The sequence below is a fragment of the Neobacillus sp. SAB-20_R2A genome, assembly GCF_049568635.1.
GTDB lineage: Bacteria > Bacillota > Bacilli > Bacillales > Cytobacillaceae > Neobacillus > Neobacillus citreus.
Map to the genome: position 1 here is coordinate 3,550,606 of NZ_CP145895.1, position 20,314 is coordinate 3,570,919.

Below are 20,314 nucleotides of genomic sequence, written 5' to 3' on the forward strand. Positions count from 1 at the left end.
CTACAAGTTATTTGCCAAAACTCACTGTTTATTTGCGAGTCTACTCCTTTTATTTGCGATTCCCCCCAATATATTTGCGGTTCTAAACAAGAAGAAACTGCCTTATCAAGTTATTTGCGAAAACTCACTGTTTATTTGCGATTCTACTCCTTTTATTTGCGAATCCCCCCGATATATTTGCGGATCTAAAAAAAAAGGACTTGCCTCTACAAGTTATTTGCGAAAACTCACTGTTTATTTGCGAATCTCCTCCTTTTATTTGCGAATCCCCCCAATATTTTTGCGGTTCTAAACAAGAAGGAGCTGCCTCATTAAGTTATTTGCGAAAACTCACTGTTTAATTGCGAATCTCCTCCTTTTATTTGCGAATCTCCTCCGTTTATTTGCGGTTACTTCCGCCTAATTTTGCGGTATTCATGCTGTATGTTTGCGGTTTTAGCTACTTCAAACTGGCGTAAGATAGTTTCAAAGCAGACGAAGCCGATTCTTAAGCAGTTGCCTTAAGAATCCCAAGCTGAATTTTCGCTTTCCAAAAAAAATTGAAAGGGTGTTGTAATTATGTCAAGTCAACCACAAATCCAGGCACCAACGATGAAATCGTTGTTTGCCAATCGCTTTGTTCAATCGATATTATTATCAGGACTGTTTTTACAGTTAGGAATCTGGGTCCGAAACTTTGCCATCTTAATGTTTGTAACCGAACAAACCAATAAGGATCCATTCGCAATTTCGATGATCTCCGTAGCTGAATTCGGGCCAATCTTCTTATTCTCTTTTATCGGCGGGACCTTTGCCGACCGGTGGAGACCCAAACGCACCATGGTTTTATGTGATCTGCTAAGTGCACTGTCCATATTCGCAGTATTACTGGCACTCGTTTTTGGCGGCTGGAAGGCAATCTTCTTCGCCACCCTCGTTTCATCTGTTTTATCACAGTTTTCACAGCCATCTGGTATGAAATTGTTTAAGCTTCATGTTCCTGAATCCTTAATGCAGCTAGGGATGTCCATGAACCAAACGATGCAGTCTATCTTTACGGTATTGGGACCCATTATTGGTACGCTGATCTACTTCCAATTCGGTATCTATGTATCGATCGCCATCATGGGCATTTGTTTTCTATTATCCGCTCTTGTTCTTGCGTTCTTGCCTGGTGATCAAAAGGTAGAAACGGTTTTGACAACAAATGTTTCAGCGGAGATGAAGATGGGTTTGCGTTATGTATTTTCAAATAAGCTTTTCCTTTATATGGGGGGATTTTTCCTTGCCGCCGGTATGGGGCTAGGCCTTGTCAACCCACTGGGAATATTCTTGGTCACTGAGAATCTAGGATTATCTGCACAAAACCTGCAATGGTTTACCGATTTAAATGGTGCAGGAATGATCCTTGGCGGGGTTGGAGCAATGGCGCTCTCCAAAAAGATCACACCGCAAAAGATGCTTTTGATTGGATTTATTTCGAGTGCCGTATCTGTTGCGGTATTGGGGTCTGTTAATCTGGTTTGGGCAGCCTTACTCGCTCAATTCGTATTCGGAATTATGGGTCCACCTATCCATATTGCATGTAATACATTGATTTTAACAAATGCCGAAGAATCTTTTGTAGGTCGAGTCAACGGAATCTTAAACCCTCTATTTATGGGGGGAATGGTGTTAAACATGAGCTTGGTCGGGCTATTAAAAGCAGAATATCCGCTTATTGTTATGTATCTAATGGCATCCTCTCTATTCCTTATCGGCGCATTAGCTTTACTCCCAATGCTAAAGCTAAAATCAGCCAAACAGGTGAAAGCTGTCCCTATGCAGCACCATTAAAATGGCCTAGGAGAATTGCGAACAAAAGGCACCCGAATAAGTGATTCGGGTGCCTTTTATTTGGATAAAAGAATTGGCCGCTAAATTCCTGGGAGTGCTATACTTCAACACAAGGCTTCTTTCCTATTCGTTACTTGTTCTATTCCTTTGCTAATTTCTCACGGTCATCAGCCATTGGCGGTTGTTCTAACCAACCGTTCTTAATTAATAGTTGTGCCCCATCTTCAGCATATAGCCCCATTTCTGCTATCATTTTAGCGTATTCAACACCTAGATCTCTTCTTTGCGAAACAGAAAGTCCTGCGCCAAAATAACCAACTGCTGAGGAAACCAATATAACAACATGATTTAACATCAATTTATCTGAAAATGGTGAAACAGTTGAATTTGTTACTTCAGAAACCCATGAATTAGGTGACGACAAATTAGATTTCGTTAGGATCGAACTAAGAGCACTAAATTGTTTTTCACAAATATTTTTACCTTTTTGGAAATATTGTTGAACTTCTTTTGATTGGCATACTTGCCCAAAGCCCATTTCTATTACAACTTTCATACTAACCTTTATCATATTAAAGCATAGAGCACTAATTTCCACAGCATTTAAAGGTCGTTTTTTCCCAAACCATCCCGTTAGATAACTTTGATTATTTACAAAATCAATTTCATTTGGAATATTTATCCGAGGGGGTTTACTATAAATCCCTTTACTTAACAATAGATTTGCTATTCGCTTATATAATTGCATGGTTTCCGTATTACATTGAATAAAGTAGTCTATTTGGTCATCTCGTTGCGAGGTAGCGACTGCACCAGCATAGCCAGTTAATCCGAGTAATGTCATAACATGCATATAAACTAACATGAAGGTATCCGTAAATAATGGCGGGGCATTAAGATTGACATCTTGTTCTAGTGAAAATCCCTTGGGAATCGGAAAATTTTCTTGATTAAGAAAACCTGTAATTTTAACGAGATGGGATTCCGCTAGGCTGCGGGCAAATTCAAGAATGTCTCTAATATCTTGATCTTTCGCCTTCTCAATAGAATGTTGAAGTATACAAATTGACAAAGAATCATTTATGTATTGGGTCCAGAGATTAGCTAATTCTGCTGACGTTAGATCAACATGATGAGTGACTTTATCCACTTTTATACCTCCTGTTATTTACCACTAAAAATTAGATTTCCCCTTAATAGGAAAAATATCTAATGATCATTAAAATCCATTTTTAAGTACCATTCCAAGAAATTTATTTTAAGAAAGATGAACTGACAAAAAATTTTTTAGCCTGAACAAAATTAAAGTCAATAACATATCATAACCATAGGTAAGGACACCAGAAAAAAAAGACCGTGACAAAAACGACACGGTCAAATATAGTGTTAACGGTGATTCAATAATCCATCCTCGCCTGCCAACAGGATGGATTATTTATTTTGTATATTTTGACTAAACATGACATCACTCTGCCTTTCTTTCATGTTGTTATATCAATCTCTCAAGTTTTCACATCGATGTTAAGGTAGTTGTACTGTTTTAATATGCTCCACATTCCGATAAATCCGTTCCCCTTCGGCTGTGATTAAAGCGATTTTGTTATTTTGAATCTTTTGGAGTACGCCGATTTTTTCAGGATGGTCTCCACCATCAATAATCACAAGTTGATTTTCAAATTTTTTCAACTGCTCATCAAACGACCTCGCTAAGGGAGTGTATTTAGGCATAAGGGGCAGATTTTCACTCGTTAAGGAATATGGCGTTGTATTTGGTGGATAGGGAATGAGCCATTTCACATGATGCATTGAGATACACATTGTTTTATATACAGGTGAGTGAAATACGAAATAGTCGTTCATAATGCTAGTTAGGTAGCCATGAATGGATTTATTTCCTGTGACATAAACATTCAAGAACAATCCTTTAGCAACAGTTAATGCCTTTCGAAAAGATATGGCATCCGTTTCAATTGGTTTTTCTGCCGGTGGAGTATTAGTAAGATCTTCTTCTTCTAATTCAGTTTCTTTTAATCTTTGTACATGAATGAATGGAATATAAATGAAACGATGGTTCTTGCTATCGTACAAGACGATGATGTCTAATCCGCTATCTAACAGAATTCCTTTGTGAAAATTTCCTCCTGAAAGTTCAACGTCAATTTTCTTTCCTATTAAATCAACAAAATCGATCGGCATCTTCATTCTCCTTTTTCACTAAAATATCTTAATGCGAAAGAGCACCGCCAAACAGCCAAGAAACCCAATAATATAAAACAACTAGGGTAAACAGAGTTGCGGGTGGTATGACGACGACCGTGATTTTGATATACTCCCACCAACTGATCATTACTTTTCCTTTCCTTACGATATGCATCCACATCAATGTAGCAAGGGTTCCCATTGGAAGCAGTAACGAGCCCATATCGCTGCCAATTACGTTCGCCAAGTAGGCAATTTTCAATTCGAGCAAACTAAGATCCATATGGGTTAAGGTAAGTGTTCCAACCATGAGGGCTGGGTGATTATTAAAAATATTGGAGAGAACGGATAGGAGCACGCCCATCATGACACTCGCGTGGAGCAAGCTTCCAGAAACGATCGGTTCCATGAAACCAATCAACCAGTCTGTCAATCCGATGTTATTGAGACCGTAAATGATGGTATACATACAAAAGGCGAAAACGATAATATACCACGGCGTTTTCTTAAGCATATCGGCTGGGGAGATTTTTAAGTATGCCCATCTCCATGCTAAAAGAATAAGCGAGCCGATTACAGCCATGAGGGAAACGGGAATACCCAAAAACGAAGCAACAAATAGGCTGCAACGGACAGCAAACACGAACAGAAGAACATTTCGCATAAATCTTGAACGGGCTTTTTCTGAAGGATGTTCAATTCCTTTCACTGGTTTGAGGGGATGATAAGAGGAACTTGTCAGCCCCGAAACATTCGTAGGAACGGTTTTCGGTAAGATTTTCTTAAAGCGAAGGAACAAGAACCAAGTCAGTAGCAGCAACCCAAGTGTTGCAGGTACAAACATCATCGCTGTATGCAGCCACAAATCCATATGAACGATTTTAAGCGCAATTAAATTTACAATGTTACTTACTCCAATTGGGGCACTCGAAGCCGTCGCAATTAAAGCACCAGATAGCAAGTATGGAATTTTTTGCTTGTTTTTTAAGCCCATATTGTTTAACAGCATGACTAGGATTGGGGTTGTGATTAAAATACTTCCATCGTTATTGAAGAAAAGTGTCATAAGGAAGCATAGAAGATTGACATACCAGAATAAACGTATCCCTGACCCCTTTGCTCTTTCTGCAAGCTTTTCAGCCATCCAGCTAAAGAACCCGAAACTTTCTAATACAATCGCCATGACAATCGTTGCCATGATTGTAATGGCAGCACCGCTTATGGTTTCTGAAATGATCCCCAGATCGGATAATGAAACACTTCCACTAAGGACAACAATAACCGCACCTATTGCGGCAGGTATCGCTTCATTGATGCCTTTTGGCCGCCAAAGAATAAGTCCTAGGGTAACCAAAAAAGTCACAATGGTGATCCAAACGGTTAAATGGACCATATTTTTTCTCCCTTCATTTTGTGATTTCTCAGGAAGTATCCTGATACCACATACCTTCCTCTACAATCGTTCCGCTGATGTCCCCCCCTACCATCTGTCCCTCTTGTGTTGTTGTACTTTATCCTATGAAAAACGAATAAGACAGGCTTTAGACTTGTACCCTTTTTTCAATAAATCAACTGGAGTCTAAACAAATATAATGAAATTCTAATAGCTACCTCTCATTGGAAAAACAAAAAAGCGAAGCAAATTAAGCTTCGCACAGTAAAATTTATACAAATTCAATGGGAAGGGACATAAATGTAAACTCGCCGATTGGCGAGTCCGATAGGACGAAGACAGAGGCGTAGTTGAATTTATGCGTTAAGAAAGTATAAAGCTTTCGACAGAAAGTTTATACTTTCTTATTAGCTTACGAAAAACAGTACTGTCCCTTTATTATTTATATGCTTATTTACCTACCCTGCTGGTTACTTGAATAGTTAATATAACAATAACTCTGACACAGTTATGTTAATAGTAGCCATTATAGTATCCATCATAATAGCCGCCATAGCAGCTGCCACAACCTCCACATCCGCCAACCGCTAAACCAATGCCGACACAACTAAAACCAACACATCCAAACCCACCACAACGGAAACCGCCGCAACGGAAACCGCCGCATCGAAAGCCCCCGCATCGCATGCCACCGCCACAATGCATGCCGCCACCACAACGCATGCCGCCGCCACAACGCATGCCGCCACCACAACGCATGCCGCCATGCAGGCGCGGATCCAGGCTCTGTGGATCCATCACAACTAACTCACCAGTTTGATAAGGATCGATTCCCAACCCTTGCAGATCAAATTGAAGATTATGCATTTTTTCCTCCCCTTTGTATTTCATCAGGTTAAACCTGAATAGAGAGATAAATGTGTAAGATACAACATTCAACACGTCTTGCACTCTCTTCAACAATTTATGATTCCTTATAGGTTGCTGTCACTAAATAATGAGCCTATTTTTCGTTGAAGTTTTATGAGATGTTCTCAAAAAAGTCTAAAAATAGATTACTATATTAAAAGATTTGTTATGTAGGTAGAACAGTTGTTTATACTTCCACATATATGCTAGCAATTAAACTTCATCTAGAAAAATGATTCTATGCTTTAACTCTTTATTGGAATCTAAAACACCAATTACAATTTGATTATCTTCAGTTATTGTCACATATCTGAATTGTTCAACCCCATTAATAATTATTGCTGGCTCCAGCTTTGCCTCCATCTTGGCAAAGACATTCTCTGAGTACTCAAGTTTTAGGATATCAGCAATTTCTTCTGTGGTTTGTCTAATATATTTAAATAGGAAATCTTGGATTGAAAATTGCTCAATCATCGTTAAATTTTTCTTAAACTTTAACTCATTTACTGAAACTGTTTTCACTTTAATCACTCCTCAAATAGTAATTAAAGTGTAAACTTATCAATTCATAACCTCAACGATATTATAGTGACAGAATATTTACATTTTGATTTCATGAAACTCATCAGGCATTCTTACACCTATTAGTTTACGTTAATAAATATAAATAGCCCTAGTCCATTATACTAATCTTGGACCGGGGCCTTCCTTATTTTTGCTATTAAACTTAATCTAGCTCTTCAAACTTCCCTTTAACCAGGCACGGGGACGATACGGCCCCACAGGTATTTGGATGAGGCTCGTTATTTGTTTCACTTCAGCTCGATAAAGTTCATCACATTGTTTCGCATCAAAACCTAATAAAGGGTGCCCCCCCATGCCCAAGGCACATGAGATTAACAGCAGCCGTTGCAAGAGTATCCCTGCTTCCATCTGTTGAATTCTGTATCCTCTATATCCCAGTTCCTCTTTTAGATGCTCCTTGTCTCCAACCAAATGTAAGCAGAGCGGCACCTGAAACAGATTGACGTTGGGCATGGTTAAACCATTTTGCAATATCTCACGGAAATCTCCGTTTGCTATTCTACTCAGTGCATGTGCGCCTTTCTCATAGGCGTAAGCACCATCTGAAACACCCTCCACGTTATAAAAAAAGCCGTACAACGAAACACGAGTCCCCGTTTTTCTATCTATGCCGTCAAGATCATTCTGGTAAGGTCTGGAAAAAACCTCTTTCAACAAGGTGGCTAGTTGGGTTTGACTGACTTTCCCCATCATAAAATCAACATCAGGAGAATGCCTCTCTCTACAAACAGATGCAAGGTCGTACGAAAAGGACTCTGTATATGGGAGCATGATTAATTCCGTACCAATGGACTGTCGAACACGATCATCTCTTTTTATTTTTACAAATGACTGTGTTGAGTCAAACATCGATGCTTCATTCATCTCTCTCAGCATCGGGTAATCAAGTACTCTCTTCGAACGGTTATACGTTTCCGTTTTAAGCAATGGCACTTCCTGGCACAATTCTGCGGCAGAGACACCCTCTTCTATATTAAAGTTGTCATCCCATTGGATTGATGGATAATTAGATAAGGGAATTACTGCGTAGACACTTTCGTCCTGTTCCGAGAGCCCGAGCAAATGATTGATAGAGCGATCAAGAAATTGGTAGCATACCCGTGAAGAGAATCCCATTCGATCTGCCACTTCTAATGCTTGCCCAATGACCACACCGGTATCTAAACCTTGTAGGCGGTAGGAAAAATTATGATATTTGTAGAAATTCTTCCAAAAAACCGTCGAGACAAAAACCGTGCAGAAACAATTAGAAACATCACCATTTCCAAGGCTCCTGGACAAGTAGGAATCGTAATTTCCTTCTCGGAGCAAGCGAAGGCTGTGATGGGCTACATCGTAATGGTAAATTCCCGTTGGGACGTCCTTAATCTTTACATACACATATAATTCATTGGGATACAACGCCCCGCCAGAAGGAACAAATTTTCGTAATAACTGAAGATAGCTAACAGTAGTTATATCCTCGGGATCTTCAAGGAAAGCGGATTGTGCGTAATGCGTTAGACCGTATACATACCATAAGAAAGACCCGAGTTCCTCTAGTCCGTGCTCTGCATGGGCTTCTCCCTGCTCAAGCGTTAACGGTACTTCACCGGTTAATGGAATCTTGGGTAGTCCGCGGTATAGTTTATAGGGAAGCGGCGCATCGCCCCAATCAACTTGCCAATCTGGCGGAGTGATTTTTTCCGGATCAAAGTGAAGGTAGTGCAGAAATGTCTCCAGTTTCAAGAGTAAACCTCCTTCCTTACCATTATGGGAATGGATGCGGATCTGAATTTAGCTGTTCATACGACAACGGCTGTTTGGCGTATCCAAGTTTCACCGGCACTTGGAGGACTCTTTCCAGCCCTTTGACACGGGTTAGGTGATGTCCGAATGTCATCGGCAGCATGCCAGGAATCAATACCTTTACACAGTATAATCCATTCCGTTTGATGATCGGTGTTGTTTGGTCCACCACAATAACCTCGAGGTCCAATTCTTGGAACCGCTGAAGAATATCCTGCAGGTCATCCTTCAAATCGGTATTCGATGGAGGCTGTTTAAATTCCTCAGCAAACGTTCGTAATGGACGATTGGCATCCAATAAAAAGTCCAGCCGGTTTTCTGCTTCCTTCAGACCGTAGAGCAAGCCATGGTCCGGCATCAAACGGACTGCATATGGATCCTTCAGCATTTGTTCATATTTCTGTCGGTTTTCCTCTAATATTTTGTCATGCCGAACCATCATTCCAGCGAGCTCAAAAAGCGAACTTTTTACAGCTCTGACAGGATCAGGATTCGCTCCTGCAGCACAAATGATGTTTACCCCCTTTGATTGTCTGTTTTTTGCAATCGCAAAAACACTGGGGATTTCATGTTCCATCGTTGAATTGTAAAGATAAACGTCATATCCCGCGACATCACGTAAGCGGTCCACCATCAACTCTACTTCTTTATCGTCAGCCGAACGAGGGTCAACCCGAGGAAGGGCCAGCTTGGCATACCAGGTTAACAAGAAGGAATCCCGCTCGACGACTTCCATAATCCCATGGAAAATGGCTTCCTCCAAGCTCCCACCCAACGCACACCCATTAGAGGTTTCATAAATATAGCCATCCCCATTGCCCAAACTGTAATAGGCAAGTAGCTCTGGAACCAGAATCGGACGTTCTTGTAACAAGGAATAACCCCAAACCCAATTCATTGGGGCATCAGGATGAAACGGTTTAAACGGAAAATTAGGCTTTGCATATTGTTCCTGGTCATGCAGACCTACTGATGCAGGATCTAATGCGATATGCTTTACATTGTTATAACTATCCCGAACTTTCTTCCTTTTGCCTTGAGGCTCGATTCCACAATATCGCTCCAAACCCTCCAATATAGCCGTCAGTTCACTCATATCATAGGAATTAGTACGGCCCGCTACTCCCTCGTCCGCACCAAATAACGGCATGTTAACCAAAACATCGGCAAACGGGAGCCTGAAATCCGCCATTTTTCCATTCATGATTCCAGTACGTTCATCCAAATAGTCTGCGGCCAACACCGTTTTCAATTCATCCATTGAACGAGTGCGATAGCCTTCACCATTTAATTTAGGACTGGATTCCAACCTGATTTGCGCTAATTCCGGTGTGTCTTCAAGGATTGGACTGCAAATCGGGCATAATGGTTCAGGCAGGAAAAAGTGACTAGAGGTCGTTAATGATCTCAGATTGGTAATGAACATTCTTTCTTCCAAGGAGGAGGGTTCTCCTTGAAGTACTTTGTCAACCTCTTTTCTGATCAAGATGGCCATTTGCGATAGCCCCGTTCGGGAAGCCCAGGCATCACGCAGCACACTTTCACCTGAAGTCAATCTCGCCTGAATTCCCCACATTTCAAGGCGGTCGGGTCCGGCTATCAAGCGCCGTTTGTCAGCACAGAGTGAGCATCCCGGTTTTTCTCTCCGTATCATTGGGCCAATGATCCCCTCACCAAAGGAAACGAAACCTCGCAGCCAAGGAATCCCAGCGGTCCTGCATCGCTGTTCCGCCTGTTGATGAACGGCTGGATGCCAGGCATCGTCTAGCAACAGGACTAATTCTGTTTCTTTAGGAATCTCTTCCAAAATACTTTGACGCCTTACTAGATAGCTGGTAGACAGAAGATCATAGACGTATTCCGCTAATAAACCAGCTCCGTCAATGAGGACCTGTGCAGTCATTTGGAATCCCCCTCTCGTACCTGCACACCATACACTCCTGCTAGCTCTTGTTGTAAAAAAGGCTCTATCGACAGGTCATAGACTAATAGCTGTTTATTGTTTCTGTGTAACACCTGAATAGCAGATTGTAATAGATCCAATTGTGTCATGTCTTCACATGAGGAAATTTCGAATTTAGAACCTATTCTTTCCAGATAAATTATCGAATCATTCCCTTGCCTCTCAGCGGAACTAATCCCGTTTTGAGCATCGAAAAGTGCGTGCTCGAGTGTATTGCGCAATGCCAATGTTGTATTTAAGCCTGCTCCTGTGTACCAACGGCCGTTTGACTTTACCCATACAACAGGGAAGCCTGCTACATCCTCTTTTACTCCAATGGCCGGTGAACCCTTCAAGGTAGTCAGGGCATTTATATAAAATCTGCATGTTTTATCTTCTATGGCTCCAATCGGCACACGGTAAACCGTGTTGTGCCCTTCACTCTTTCTTTTTTCCAACGCTTCATCCAGATAGGCTTGCAGCCCCCGACAAACAGCCTCTGCAATTGTTGCCCCTGAACCGATGCCCATAAAACCGACTGGTGCTCCCTCTGCCTGATTCCTGACCCTATATATATCGGAATCTATCATTTTTGAAACATACATTTCTATACCCTTCAACCCAGCTTTTCTTCTTGCTTCTTCATGTGTCAGGCCCGAACATAACACTTCCTGAAGCAGCTCCGCAGGTCCCTCTGACAATGGGTCAACAGCCTGAACATAACACTGGGAAAGAGGAAGCTGCGGCAAATCCCGTTCCTCCCAGGTATGGAAAATACCTATTTCCTTTGACGTTAATCGACTGAAATATTCTAACAGCATACCCTCCTGCTCTTCCCTGTCCGATTCGAGTTTCAGTCTATCTTCAAGATTTTCAATCAGTTCGGGGGCATTGCGTTTAGACGTTACAAATGGATGGGTGATGAAAGAAAGCCAGTCTCCTTCCATCGTTTCAAGATTAAGCAGGTAAATTTGATTACTTTGATTTGAACCTGCAACTCCTGTAGCCTTCTTGAAAAATTCAAAAACAGAGACATTGGCTAAAAGGGCTCCTGATGTGGAAAAATACTCTTCAGGCTGCTTTCCAGATTGCAGGTAAGATTGATGAATTCTTCGCCATGCTGACTCGAAGCATTCCTCTGATTCCGGATGAGTCAACGGACCGGAGAGCCCCACTTTTTCTAAACAGATGGCTGGCAGGAATGCCTTCTTTTCTTCTTTGCAAACTTGATTTAGACTCCTTAATTCATTTAAATTTCCCTCCTGAGAGACATATAGAATCCAATCATAGTCCTGAACGGCTTCTTTCCAAAAATGGATCCCTGCCCCATGACGGTAAGGGACTTCTGCCAATTCCACATCAGAATCTATTTTTCTCGCATTCTCCACCAACTCGTGAACACGGAGCCGATTGGTTGGAACCCCATCTGTTATCATGACATTTAATTTGGGCAGTCCTGATTCGAGTAAAGCAGAAACCAAAGAAACCATGAAGGTTCCTGAACCTACAGCCAAAACCTTAGCTTGGCGGTATTCTTGAAATTTGTAAGCAGCTGAATCGACAAAATTCTCGATGAATTCAATTTGTGAAACATATTTTTCAAGAACTTGACGATTTAACTCATGGGGAATATCTTTGCTGACATCACGAACAAACCCATTCTTGTACAACGTTTCTCCAATCTCGAATACCCTGTCACGGTACGGCGGCGTCAGTCCGTGAGTCAAAGTTTCCAAAGTTTTCTCGCCATTGAACATCGGAAACAATTTTTCAATCCACTGGTAGATGGTTTTGCCTTCCATTCGGAATGAACTTGTGTTATTTCTAAAATAGACACCCCCCTTTTGATCTGGGAGAAAAAAGGTATCCCTTTTAACTTTTAGACGTGAGGACGAGGTAAGTTCTGTCACTGGCGCTCCTCCTTATTCCAATCGTTACTACTTGCGCACTATCAGTTTATGTACGATTTTTTGTCCAATATGATAAACACAGTAAAAAGTGCCCCTGGGGCACAAGTCCGTGCAGGGGCACTTTGTTTCATAAATAATTTTTTTGGGTAATTGCCAAAAGCCACACCAATTAAATAAAACCGAAACCGATACCAACACAGCCAAAACAGCCAAATCCACCGAAGCCGAAGCCGCAACCGAAGCCACAACCGAAGCCGCAACCGAAACCGCAGCCAAAACCGCCGCAACGAAAACCGCAACGAAAGCCGCAACCAAAACCACAACGAAAACCGCCACAGCGACCCCACAATCGTGAATCCTCCATCTGTTGACCGAATGGAACTAACTGACCAGCTTGATAAGGATCGATTGCCAACCCTTGAAGCTCATTATGAAAATTTTGCATTTTTTCCTCCCCTTTGTATTTAATCAGATGAAACCTATATAGAGAGTTGAATGATTATATTTGTGTATATCCAGAAATCAGATTCGCTGTGTACTCTCTTCAACAAAATATGATTTCTTTTAGGTCGCTGTCACTAAATCAAGTGCCTATTTTATGCTGATGGTTTAAAGAATGTTTCCAAAATACGTCTAGAATTACTAGATTGTTGGTTTCGCAAGTAAAAATAACTGTCCGCCAATTCTTGTTAATGAACATTTACATGTTTTATTTAATACACTATTGAAAAAACTGGAGTTGATCCCACTTGGCGAAATGGATTGATGTCTCCACATCAAAACACCAATTAAAACTCTTTGATCGTCATAAGCTTTTAAAAACTTACCCCATTGCAGTTGGAAAAATATTGACACCAACTCCTACCGGAACATACACGATTATTAACAAGGATCCTCATCCTGGCGGACCATTCGGAGTCCTTTGGATGGGATTGTCAAGACCTCATTACGGTATACATGGAACAAATAATCCATCTTCTATCGGTAAGAACGTCTCCCATGGTTGTATTAGAATGTTTAATCACGATGTTCTAGAATTGTCATCTTTAGTCCCAATTGGCACGCAGGTTTTTATTCATAAATAACGCATCTGTTCGTAAAATTTAGGATGTTCGTACCTTTTGAGCATCCTTTTTATTAAAAATGTCTCAATGTAAAGAGACTTTAATTTAATGTCACACTCCTGTTCTTTTTCTGAAAAAATTCAGTGATATGATGGGTCTATCTGTATTATAGAATGCTAGATTTTAAAAAAAGCGAGTGAAAAATGATGCTGAATATTAAAGAAGCGGTTGAGCAATTAACCTCGTCTGGCATAGCAGCCAGTGACGATGACGTAATGGCGTGGATTAAGGAAGGCAAAATGAAGGCCGAAATAAACAAAAGAAGAACAACTACCTACAAAATCAATGTTAAGGATCTGATTGAATTTATCATCCAAACGCATGCCGCTCAAATTACTGCACAATTAGAAGAGTCACTTCAAGAAAATCGCAGCCTAAAAGAACAAATAGAGATATTAAAAACCCGTATACATATTGAACAGTCAAAGGTACGCACCTTAAAAAAAATGCTCAACACACAGATTGAAGTCACCGAACCCAGTGCTTTTCACTACGGTGAGTTATTGGGATTAAATCAAGACTCTAGCAGCCATCAAATGAAAAAAGAATTTAAGAAACTGCTAAAAGCCCTCCACCCCGACCGCGGCGGGGATGAAAGGCTTTTTAAAGTGTTTAATGATCATTACGAGAATCTTAAGCAATCGAGTCCACGGGATTGAGTGAAAGTTATCGTTTTAGTTCATATCCATTCACAAAATAATCGATGGTTTCCGATTCGTCTTCGTTTAAATCTCGGTTTAACTCTCGTGCATATTCCGATTTCATTTGTTCTGCATTACCATTATATTTTTCTGTGTAATCGGCCACTGTCTTTAACAGTTGCATTTCGTTGTTAAACTCAGTCCGCGATATTGGTTTCCAGTGGGAAAGGATATAGGTCTCTGCATCAAACTGTTCCAGGATTGCAGCAAGGTCCTTTGTTCGTTTGGTAGTATAGTTCCGTTTATGGGAAAATATATCAGGATAAATGCTATCACCTAAAAACAATATCTTCTCTTCTTTCATATAGATGACAACAGAATCAGAAGCATGGTCCCCTCCGACATGCTTCAATACACAAGTTACCCCGCCAAGATCGATTTCGAGTTCATGGTCAAAAACGACTTGTGGCAATGTGATATGTATATTCCTATGTTCCGCAAACTCATTTTTAATGCAGCTGGCACAAAATTCAATTTCTGTGCCTTCCTTTACCCGCTCATCTAAAGCCTCATCCGTCCATGCTAAAGGTATTAGTTTTTCTATTTCTACTTTTGTTGCTTTTGAAGAAATCGATACACGATCCTTTAATGTGGACAGTCCAAAAATATGGTCCCAATGCCAATGTGTTAACACAACCATATCAGGACGGCCAACATTTTGTTCCTCCAGCATTTTTAAAAATAATTGGGCATGTGCTTCCGAATTCCCAGCATCAATCATTAATCTTTTTTCTTTTCCAACAACCATCCCTAAAATCGGTCTGTCTGTCTCCGAAACAGGTGTCATATACCAAAATGAATTGCCTATTTTGTTTATGGTTTGCATGGTATTATCTCCTCGTATATAATCAATCGAATCTAACAGAATTGTAACAGATTTATATAACCAATGTACTTCATGAACGGTACTTCTAATCGTTTGGTCTTTATCACCTTATACTAAAACTTACATCAAAATGCCTAATTGCTTTCACAATTAGGCATTAAAAAGGTAAAAACCTTAAGCGATAATGTTATTTTGCCTTAACAATTGTAATGCAGTTGGGATATCGGAGACGTTCAGGATGATGGAATTTATTGCACTATATGCAGCGAACACTACTACCTGAGGGCGCAAAGCTCGTAACACGTTTCTTAAGATTCCCGGCGCAGGTGAAACAATGATCTGGATAACTTCTTCTTGATGGAACCGTACACCTGCTCGGCGAAGAGCGTCCCGCGCGATCTGGTTGGCACGGGAACTATTTGAAGTATCAGGACCGACAACCATTCGCACAAAGTTCACCCTGCCCATGTCCAACTTTGTAATGGTAAATGCAACTACCGTTACTCCTTGGGCTGCAATATCATCTAAAACCGAATCAAGTACTTCGTCGGTCGCATAAAAGGAAAATTCCTGTCTTAATACGGCTGTAAACTTTTTAGTGTTGTTGCTCATTGATTTCAATATCACATCCTTTCCTATCAAACTATAATAGCTTATTCATTTAATCAGTCGAGGGACACGTTAATTTGTCCAACATTTTGAATCAAATTTTCAAATGAACGTTGACAGCTATAACTTTGTTTCCTAACCTATTTATTAATTATTTATCTGTAAACAGAACAGATGTTTTGTAGTAGAATAGTTATGTCTGTTTTTTTTGACCAGATTAATAATTTTAGAGGTGGTATGCAATTGAATGGTACAGCACATGCAGTAATTGGATCAGCAACAGGATATATTGTGGCTAATACATATCAAACCTCTCCTTCTGCAACACTCTTGTTTGTCGGATTAGGAGCCGTGTCGGGATTGATGCCAGACTTGGATATTGACGGGAAGCTTCGTGGGAAAATTACACTGTCGCATAAGATGGTTCGGCTAGCCGCGATGATCATTGGATTGCTGATGATTTTCTATAGTATCTTGGAGAAAATGGCGGCAGAACGATGGTTGGGGGTCGGGATCGGGCTTTTGATTGTGCTGGTTGCATCCCTCATTAAGCAAAGACATATGTTAACCATTACGGGAATTGCTGTTCTGCTTGGAGGATTATCTTTAGGGGAGCTTTGGATCATCCTATTAGGAATTTACTTTATCATTGCTTCCTTGACTTCTCATCGGAGTTATACTCATTCCATCTTAGGCGTTGTTTTCTTCGGGGTCATTGCTTTCCATTTAGAGTCTTCACTTGGAATTCACGGTGTTTTTTATACCTGTTTAGCTGGTTACATCAGTCACCTAATCGCTGATTTAAAAATCTTGCCATTTAACAAACGAGGGATTAAACTGTTCTTGCCGCTGACATCTAAAGAACTATAATTAGCGTAAATTCATTACTGATTAATAAATAAACTAGAGGTTATTGAATGAAGGTATATAGATTAAAAAGCCAGTTTAATGGATATAAAAAAGGAACTCACTTTTACTTGATTAGTGAATCAGAATTTATAGGAGTTAAAGAATTTGTCTTGAGAACGAAAGATTTGGCGAATCGGATATCCATCAATGAAAGTGAACTTCTTAAGAATTTTACTTTCATTAAAGAAATCTTTTAACGATACAGGGAGAGTTTGGAAGGTATGACTACTAATTAGTCATACCTGTTTTTGTACTATATTAATTAGAAATGCAAAATAAATGTAACCTAATAGTTAAATAGTTGAAAATTATTTATGCGATAATCATTACTTCAGAGGTTTCTAAATTATTCCTATATGGGAGCTTAATAGTATAAAATAAACCATTGATGATCGTATTATTTCAGCCTAGGTGGTGCAAGTTTTGACACGAAAGAAAAAGAAAAGAATTAAAATAAGATGGAGCAGGGTTTTTGGCGCCCTTCTTGTAATTGGTATTATCACAGTTGGTCTCTTTACCATTTTTCAATACATAGAAGGAAAAATTAAAACGATTAACCCGCCGCTTAAAAAAGTGGAGGGAAAACATACAATTCAAGATGCAAAGAGTAACATCGATGAGGTCAATGTGCTGTTATTAGGAAGTGACTCACGGGGAGAAAAACAATCCCGAACAGATACCATTATGATCGCCCATTACGATCCAAAAACACATCAATTTAAACTGATTTCCTTAATGCGCGATATGCTTGTTTCTGTACCCAATCATGGACAGCAAAAACTAAATGCCGCCTACGCTTTTGGCGGTACTGAATTGCTAAGTAAAACGATCAAAGAAAATTTCGGACTCGATATTCACTATTATGCGATCATCGATTTTAAAGGTTTCGAAAAAGCGGTCGACCTGCTTGTTCCAAAAGGAATCGAAGTGGACGTGCCGTATGAGATGTCTTATGGAATTGGCATGACGTTAGAAGAAGGCAAGCAGCGGCTCCATGGTAAAGAACTGTTAGGCTATGTTAGGTTTCGACATGATCGTTTAAGTGATTTCGGACGGATTCAAAGGCAGCAGGAAGTGATTTCAAAATTAAAGGAAGAAGCGTTAGGTCCTAAAAGTGTGTTAAAACTCCCCGAGCTAATCGGTCTTTTGAATAAATATTTAGAGACAAATATGAACAGTTCTACCCTTATTGAAATTGGAAAAGACATACTTACGAGAAAGAACAGCGAGATTGAAACTTTACGCATTCCTGAGGATGGCAGTTTTCAAAATAAACGGGATGATGAGCTTGGGGATGTATTGGAAGTGGATTTCGTGAAAAATAAAGAAGCTCTTGAACGTTTTTTGGACGGGAACAGTGATAGTCAAAATGAAGATAAAAGCAACTCACCCGACTGATTTCGAAGCTGCTTTTGCCGAAGTACACCAGTTTATGATTTGACCTGAACTTAATTGAAAAATATAATTCCTAATTAGACAGGCTTTTGAAGGGTGTAGGTCATTTGATTAAATCAATTGTACTATTTATACTTGCAGGACTTGCCGAAATTGGCGGCGGTTATCTAGTTTGGCTATGGTTAAGAGAAGGTAAACCAATGTATTGGGGAATTTTCGGCGGACTTATCCTGGCATTGTATGGTGTCATAGCAACATTTCAATCGTTCCCATCCTTCGGCAGAGTATATGCTGCCTATGGTGGAGTATTTATCGTTCTGTCTATCTTATGGGGATGGGGAATGGATCGAAAAACACCTGACTTATATGACTGGATCGGCGCTGGAATCTGCTTAATTGGAGCTGCGGTGATCTTGTTTGCACCGCGCCAATAAAACTTCAAAAAAATGAGAAACATCTGAGTGATGTTCCTCATTTTTTTTTGAACCTAATTTTCGATTTCAAACAAAATATTTGCGAATCCCCCTGTTATATTTACGGATGATGCATCAGAACCGTCCCAAAGCATCATAGACATCTCAATCAGTGAATAAAATGTAATAATACTTAGTAACCGAGGTAGTGAGATGCCAAATATGAATGGACCGATATCATTAACGCCCCAACAAATGATTAACATGATTAGGAATGGGCTTGATAAAACACAAACTCCTAAGCAGATTACCGTAGTCGGTGCGGGCATTGCAGGGCTTGTAGCAGCCTCATTATTGAAGGAGGCTGGACACAAGGTTACTTTATTAGAAGCTAACAGCATGGTGGGTGGCCGTATTTATACGATTCGCAGCCCTTTCAGTAATGGACTTTATTTAAACGCTGGCCCTATGCGTATTCCTGATACCCATTTATTGACTCTAGAATATATTAAAAAATTTGGGTTGCCCGTAAACCCTTTTATCAACCGGACTCCCGCAGACATTCTGTTTGTAAATGGGGTCAAAACCCGTCTCAGCATGTTTGAACAAGATCCTAGTATTCTAAACTTTCCTGTCCAGCCGAATGAAAAAGGTAAAAGTGCAGAACAACTATGGAAATTAGCCATCGATCCAATTGTTAATTTTATTGATAGGGACCCTGAAAGACATTGGCCACTTGTCGAAAAAGAATTTAAAAACCAATCTCTCGGAACGTTCTTAAATTCTTACCATTATAAATTTGGAACGACTTTCTCAGATGGCGCCATTGATATGATTGATGTCCTTCTCGACTATGAAGCTTTTATGGGGATGTCCTTTCTAGAAGTGATCCGTGAAACGTCGGGTTTTAGAACCAATCGCTTCTATGAGATAACGGGTGGAATGGATCTGCTTCCGAAGGCATTTTTGCCGCAATTGAAAGAGGAGATTAGGTTCAACCAACGAATCACTAAAATTGTCCAACATCACCAAGGTGTCACCATTCATTCGACTGATCCTCGTACATTTAAAAATTCGACTACCACTAGTGACCTTGCCATCATTACCATCCCCTTTACTGTTATGCGATTTGTAACCATTGAACCCTACCATTCTTTTTCTTATTACAAGCACAGAGCTATTCGTGAAATCAACTATATGGCCGCAACAAAAATCGGAATTCAGTTTAAGAGCCGCTTTTGGGAAAGATACGGTCAATATGGCGGGAAATTAATCACAGATCTGCCCATTCGGTTTACTTATTTTCCGAGTCAGGGGATCGGGACATCTGAACCGGCTGTTGTTGTCGCAAGCTATACATGGGCGGATGAAGCGATGACATGGAATGGTCTTTCCGACGGAGAACGTATTCAATATGCCTTAAAGAACCTAGCTCAAATTTTCGGCAGCCAGGTCTATTCCGAATATGTTTCTGGTATTTCTTATAGCTGGGTGGATAATCCCCACGCCACTGGAGCGGTTGTCGCTTTTGAGCCCGGCCAGGAAAATGAATTGTTTCCATATATAACGATGCCTGAAGGAAGAGTTCACTTTGCCGGTGAACATACCACTCTTATTCACGGTTGGATGCAGGGATCCATTGAATCAGGCATTCGTGTTGCCAATGAAGTGAATCATCTGCCAATCTAGAAAAAATGATGGGTTTCCCCTTGTTTTTTACGGGGAATACCCATCTTTTTTTCATTCATCACCAATTGCCCTTCCAAAAAATGCTTTTACAAATTAAGGTTTGAAGA

At 40.3% G+C, this 20,314-nt stretch carries 19 protein-coding genes; 8 read left to right on the forward strand and 11 right to left on the reverse strand.

The window, feature by feature from the left end:
* The first annotated feature begins 558 nt into the window (after positions 1-558).
* Entirely contained in the window at positions 559-1,815 is a 1,257-nt protein-coding gene (locus V5M37_RS17150) for an MFS transporter (RefSeq protein ID WP_423798384.1), read from the forward strand.
* 139 nt (positions 1,816-1,954) lie between these two features.
* Here the strand turns inward: V5M37_RS17150 and V5M37_RS17155 are convergent, their stop codons facing one another.
* The 9 genes from V5M37_RS17155 to V5M37_RS17195 all read right to left on the reverse strand — a co-directional run bounded on the left by V5M37_RS17155 (position 1,955) and on the right by V5M37_RS17195 (position 12,986).
* The gene (locus tag V5M37_RS17155; RefSeq protein ID WP_423798385.1) at positions 1,955-2,965 is read right to left on the reverse strand and encodes a DUF3231 family protein; all 1,011 of its coding nucleotides are present in this window, start codon (positions 2,963-2,965) and stop codon (positions 1,955-1,957) included.
* A 371-nt stretch (positions 2,966-3,336) separates the two neighbouring features.
* The gene (locus tag V5M37_RS17160) at positions 3,337-4,011 is read right to left on the reverse strand and encodes a DUF2642 domain-containing protein (protein WP_423798386.1); all 675 of its coding nucleotides are present in this window, start codon (positions 4,009-4,011) and stop codon (positions 3,337-3,339) included.
* A gap of 28 nt (positions 4,012-4,039) precedes the next feature.
* Positions 4,040-5,407, reverse strand: coding sequence for an arsenic transporter (locus V5M37_RS17165; RefSeq protein WP_423798387.1), 1,368 nt, complete (start codon positions 5,405-5,407; stop codon positions 4,040-4,042).
* Between the two features lie 513 nt (positions 5,408-5,920).
* Positions 5,921-6,349 (reverse strand): heterocycloanthracin/sonorensin family bacteriocin, encoded by a 429-nt coding sequence (locus tag V5M37_RS17170; RefSeq protein WP_423798388.1) that lies wholly within the window; start codon positions 6,347-6,349, stop codon positions 5,921-5,923.
* A gap of 180 nt (positions 6,350-6,529) precedes the next feature.
* Positions 6,530-6,838 carry a hypothetical protein gene (locus tag V5M37_RS17175; protein ID WP_213145612.1) on the reverse strand — a complete coding sequence of 103 codons (309 nt, stop codon included), beginning with the start codon at positions 6,836-6,838 and terminating at the stop codon, positions 6,530-6,532.
* Positions 6,839-7,048: 210 nt separating this feature from the next.
* Positions 7,049-8,629: a SagB family peptide dehydrogenase gene (locus V5M37_RS17180; protein ID WP_423798389.1), complete on the reverse strand. Its 1,581-nt coding sequence runs from the start codon at positions 8,627-8,629 to the stop codon at positions 7,049-7,051.
* 22 nt (positions 8,630-8,651) lie between these two features.
* A complete protein-coding gene (locus V5M37_RS17185; protein ID WP_423798390.1) occupies positions 8,652-10,592 on the reverse strand; it encodes a TOMM precursor leader peptide-binding protein in 1,941 nt (646 codons plus the stop codon).
* On the reverse strand, positions 10,589-12,541 hold the full coding sequence (locus V5M37_RS17190; RefSeq protein ID WP_423798391.1) for a putative thiazole-containing bacteriocin maturation protein: 1,953 nt from the start codon (positions 12,539-12,541) through the stop codon (positions 10,589-10,591). Before V5M37_RS17190 ends, V5M37_RS17185 begins: the two co-directional genes overlap by 4 nt.
* A 169-nt stretch (positions 12,542-12,710) precedes the next feature.
* A complete protein-coding gene (locus V5M37_RS17195) occupies positions 12,711-12,986 on the reverse strand; it encodes a heterocycloanthracin/sonorensin family bacteriocin (protein ID WP_423798392.1) in 276 nt (91 codons plus the stop codon).
* Positions 12,987-13,290: 304 nt separating this feature from the next.
* Between V5M37_RS17195 and V5M37_RS17200 the strand changes: the two genes are divergently transcribed.
* On the forward strand, positions 13,291-13,626 hold the full coding sequence (locus tag V5M37_RS17200; protein WP_213119178.1) for a L,D-transpeptidase: 336 nt from the start codon (positions 13,291-13,293) through the stop codon (positions 13,624-13,626).
* A gap of 185 nt (positions 13,627-13,811) precedes the next feature.
* On the forward strand, positions 13,812-14,324 hold the full coding sequence (locus V5M37_RS17205; protein WP_423798393.1) for a DnaJ domain-containing protein: 513 nt from the start codon (positions 13,812-13,814) through the stop codon (positions 14,322-14,324).
* A 7-nt stretch (positions 14,325-14,331) separates the two neighbouring features.
* Here V5M37_RS17205 and V5M37_RS17210 read toward each other — a convergent pair whose 3' ends face one another.
* Positions 14,332-15,192, reverse strand: coding sequence for an MBL fold metallo-hydrolase (locus tag V5M37_RS17210; RefSeq protein ID WP_423798394.1), 861 nt, complete (start codon positions 15,190-15,192; stop codon positions 14,332-14,334).
* Positions 15,193-15,366: 174 nt separating this feature from the next.
* On the reverse strand, positions 15,367-15,804 hold the full coding sequence (locus tag V5M37_RS17215; RefSeq protein ID WP_423798395.1) for a hypothetical protein: 438 nt from the start codon (positions 15,802-15,804) through the stop codon (positions 15,367-15,369).
* Between the two features lie 240 nt (positions 15,805-16,044).
* Between V5M37_RS17215 and V5M37_RS17220 the strand changes: the two genes are divergently transcribed.
* The 5 genes from V5M37_RS17220 to V5M37_RS17240 all read left to right on the forward strand — a co-directional run bounded on the left by V5M37_RS17220 (position 16,045) and on the right by V5M37_RS17240 (position 20,207).
* Positions 16,045-16,671, forward strand: coding sequence for a metal-dependent hydrolase (locus V5M37_RS17220; RefSeq protein WP_423798396.1), 627 nt, complete (start codon positions 16,045-16,047; stop codon positions 16,669-16,671).
* A 47-nt stretch (positions 16,672-16,718) separates the two neighbouring features.
* Positions 16,719-16,907 (forward strand): hypothetical protein, encoded by a 189-nt coding sequence (locus V5M37_RS17225; protein ID WP_423798397.1) that lies wholly within the window; start codon positions 16,719-16,721, stop codon positions 16,905-16,907.
* A gap of 226 nt (positions 16,908-17,133) precedes the next feature.
* Positions 17,134-18,108: an LCP family protein gene (locus V5M37_RS17230; RefSeq protein ID WP_423798398.1), complete on the forward strand. Its 975-nt coding sequence runs from the start codon at positions 17,134-17,136 to the stop codon at positions 18,106-18,108.
* 107 nt (positions 18,109-18,215) lie between these two features.
* Complete coding sequence (locus V5M37_RS17235) at positions 18,216-18,539, forward strand: YnfA family protein (protein ID WP_423802642.1); 324 nt, start codon at positions 18,216-18,218, stop codon at positions 18,537-18,539.
* A 192-nt stretch (positions 18,540-18,731) separates the two neighbouring features.
* Entirely contained in the window at positions 18,732-20,207 is a 1,476-nt protein-coding gene (locus tag V5M37_RS17240) for a flavin monoamine oxidase family protein (RefSeq protein WP_423798399.1), read from the forward strand.
* Positions 20,208-20,314: the final 107 nt, after the last annotated feature.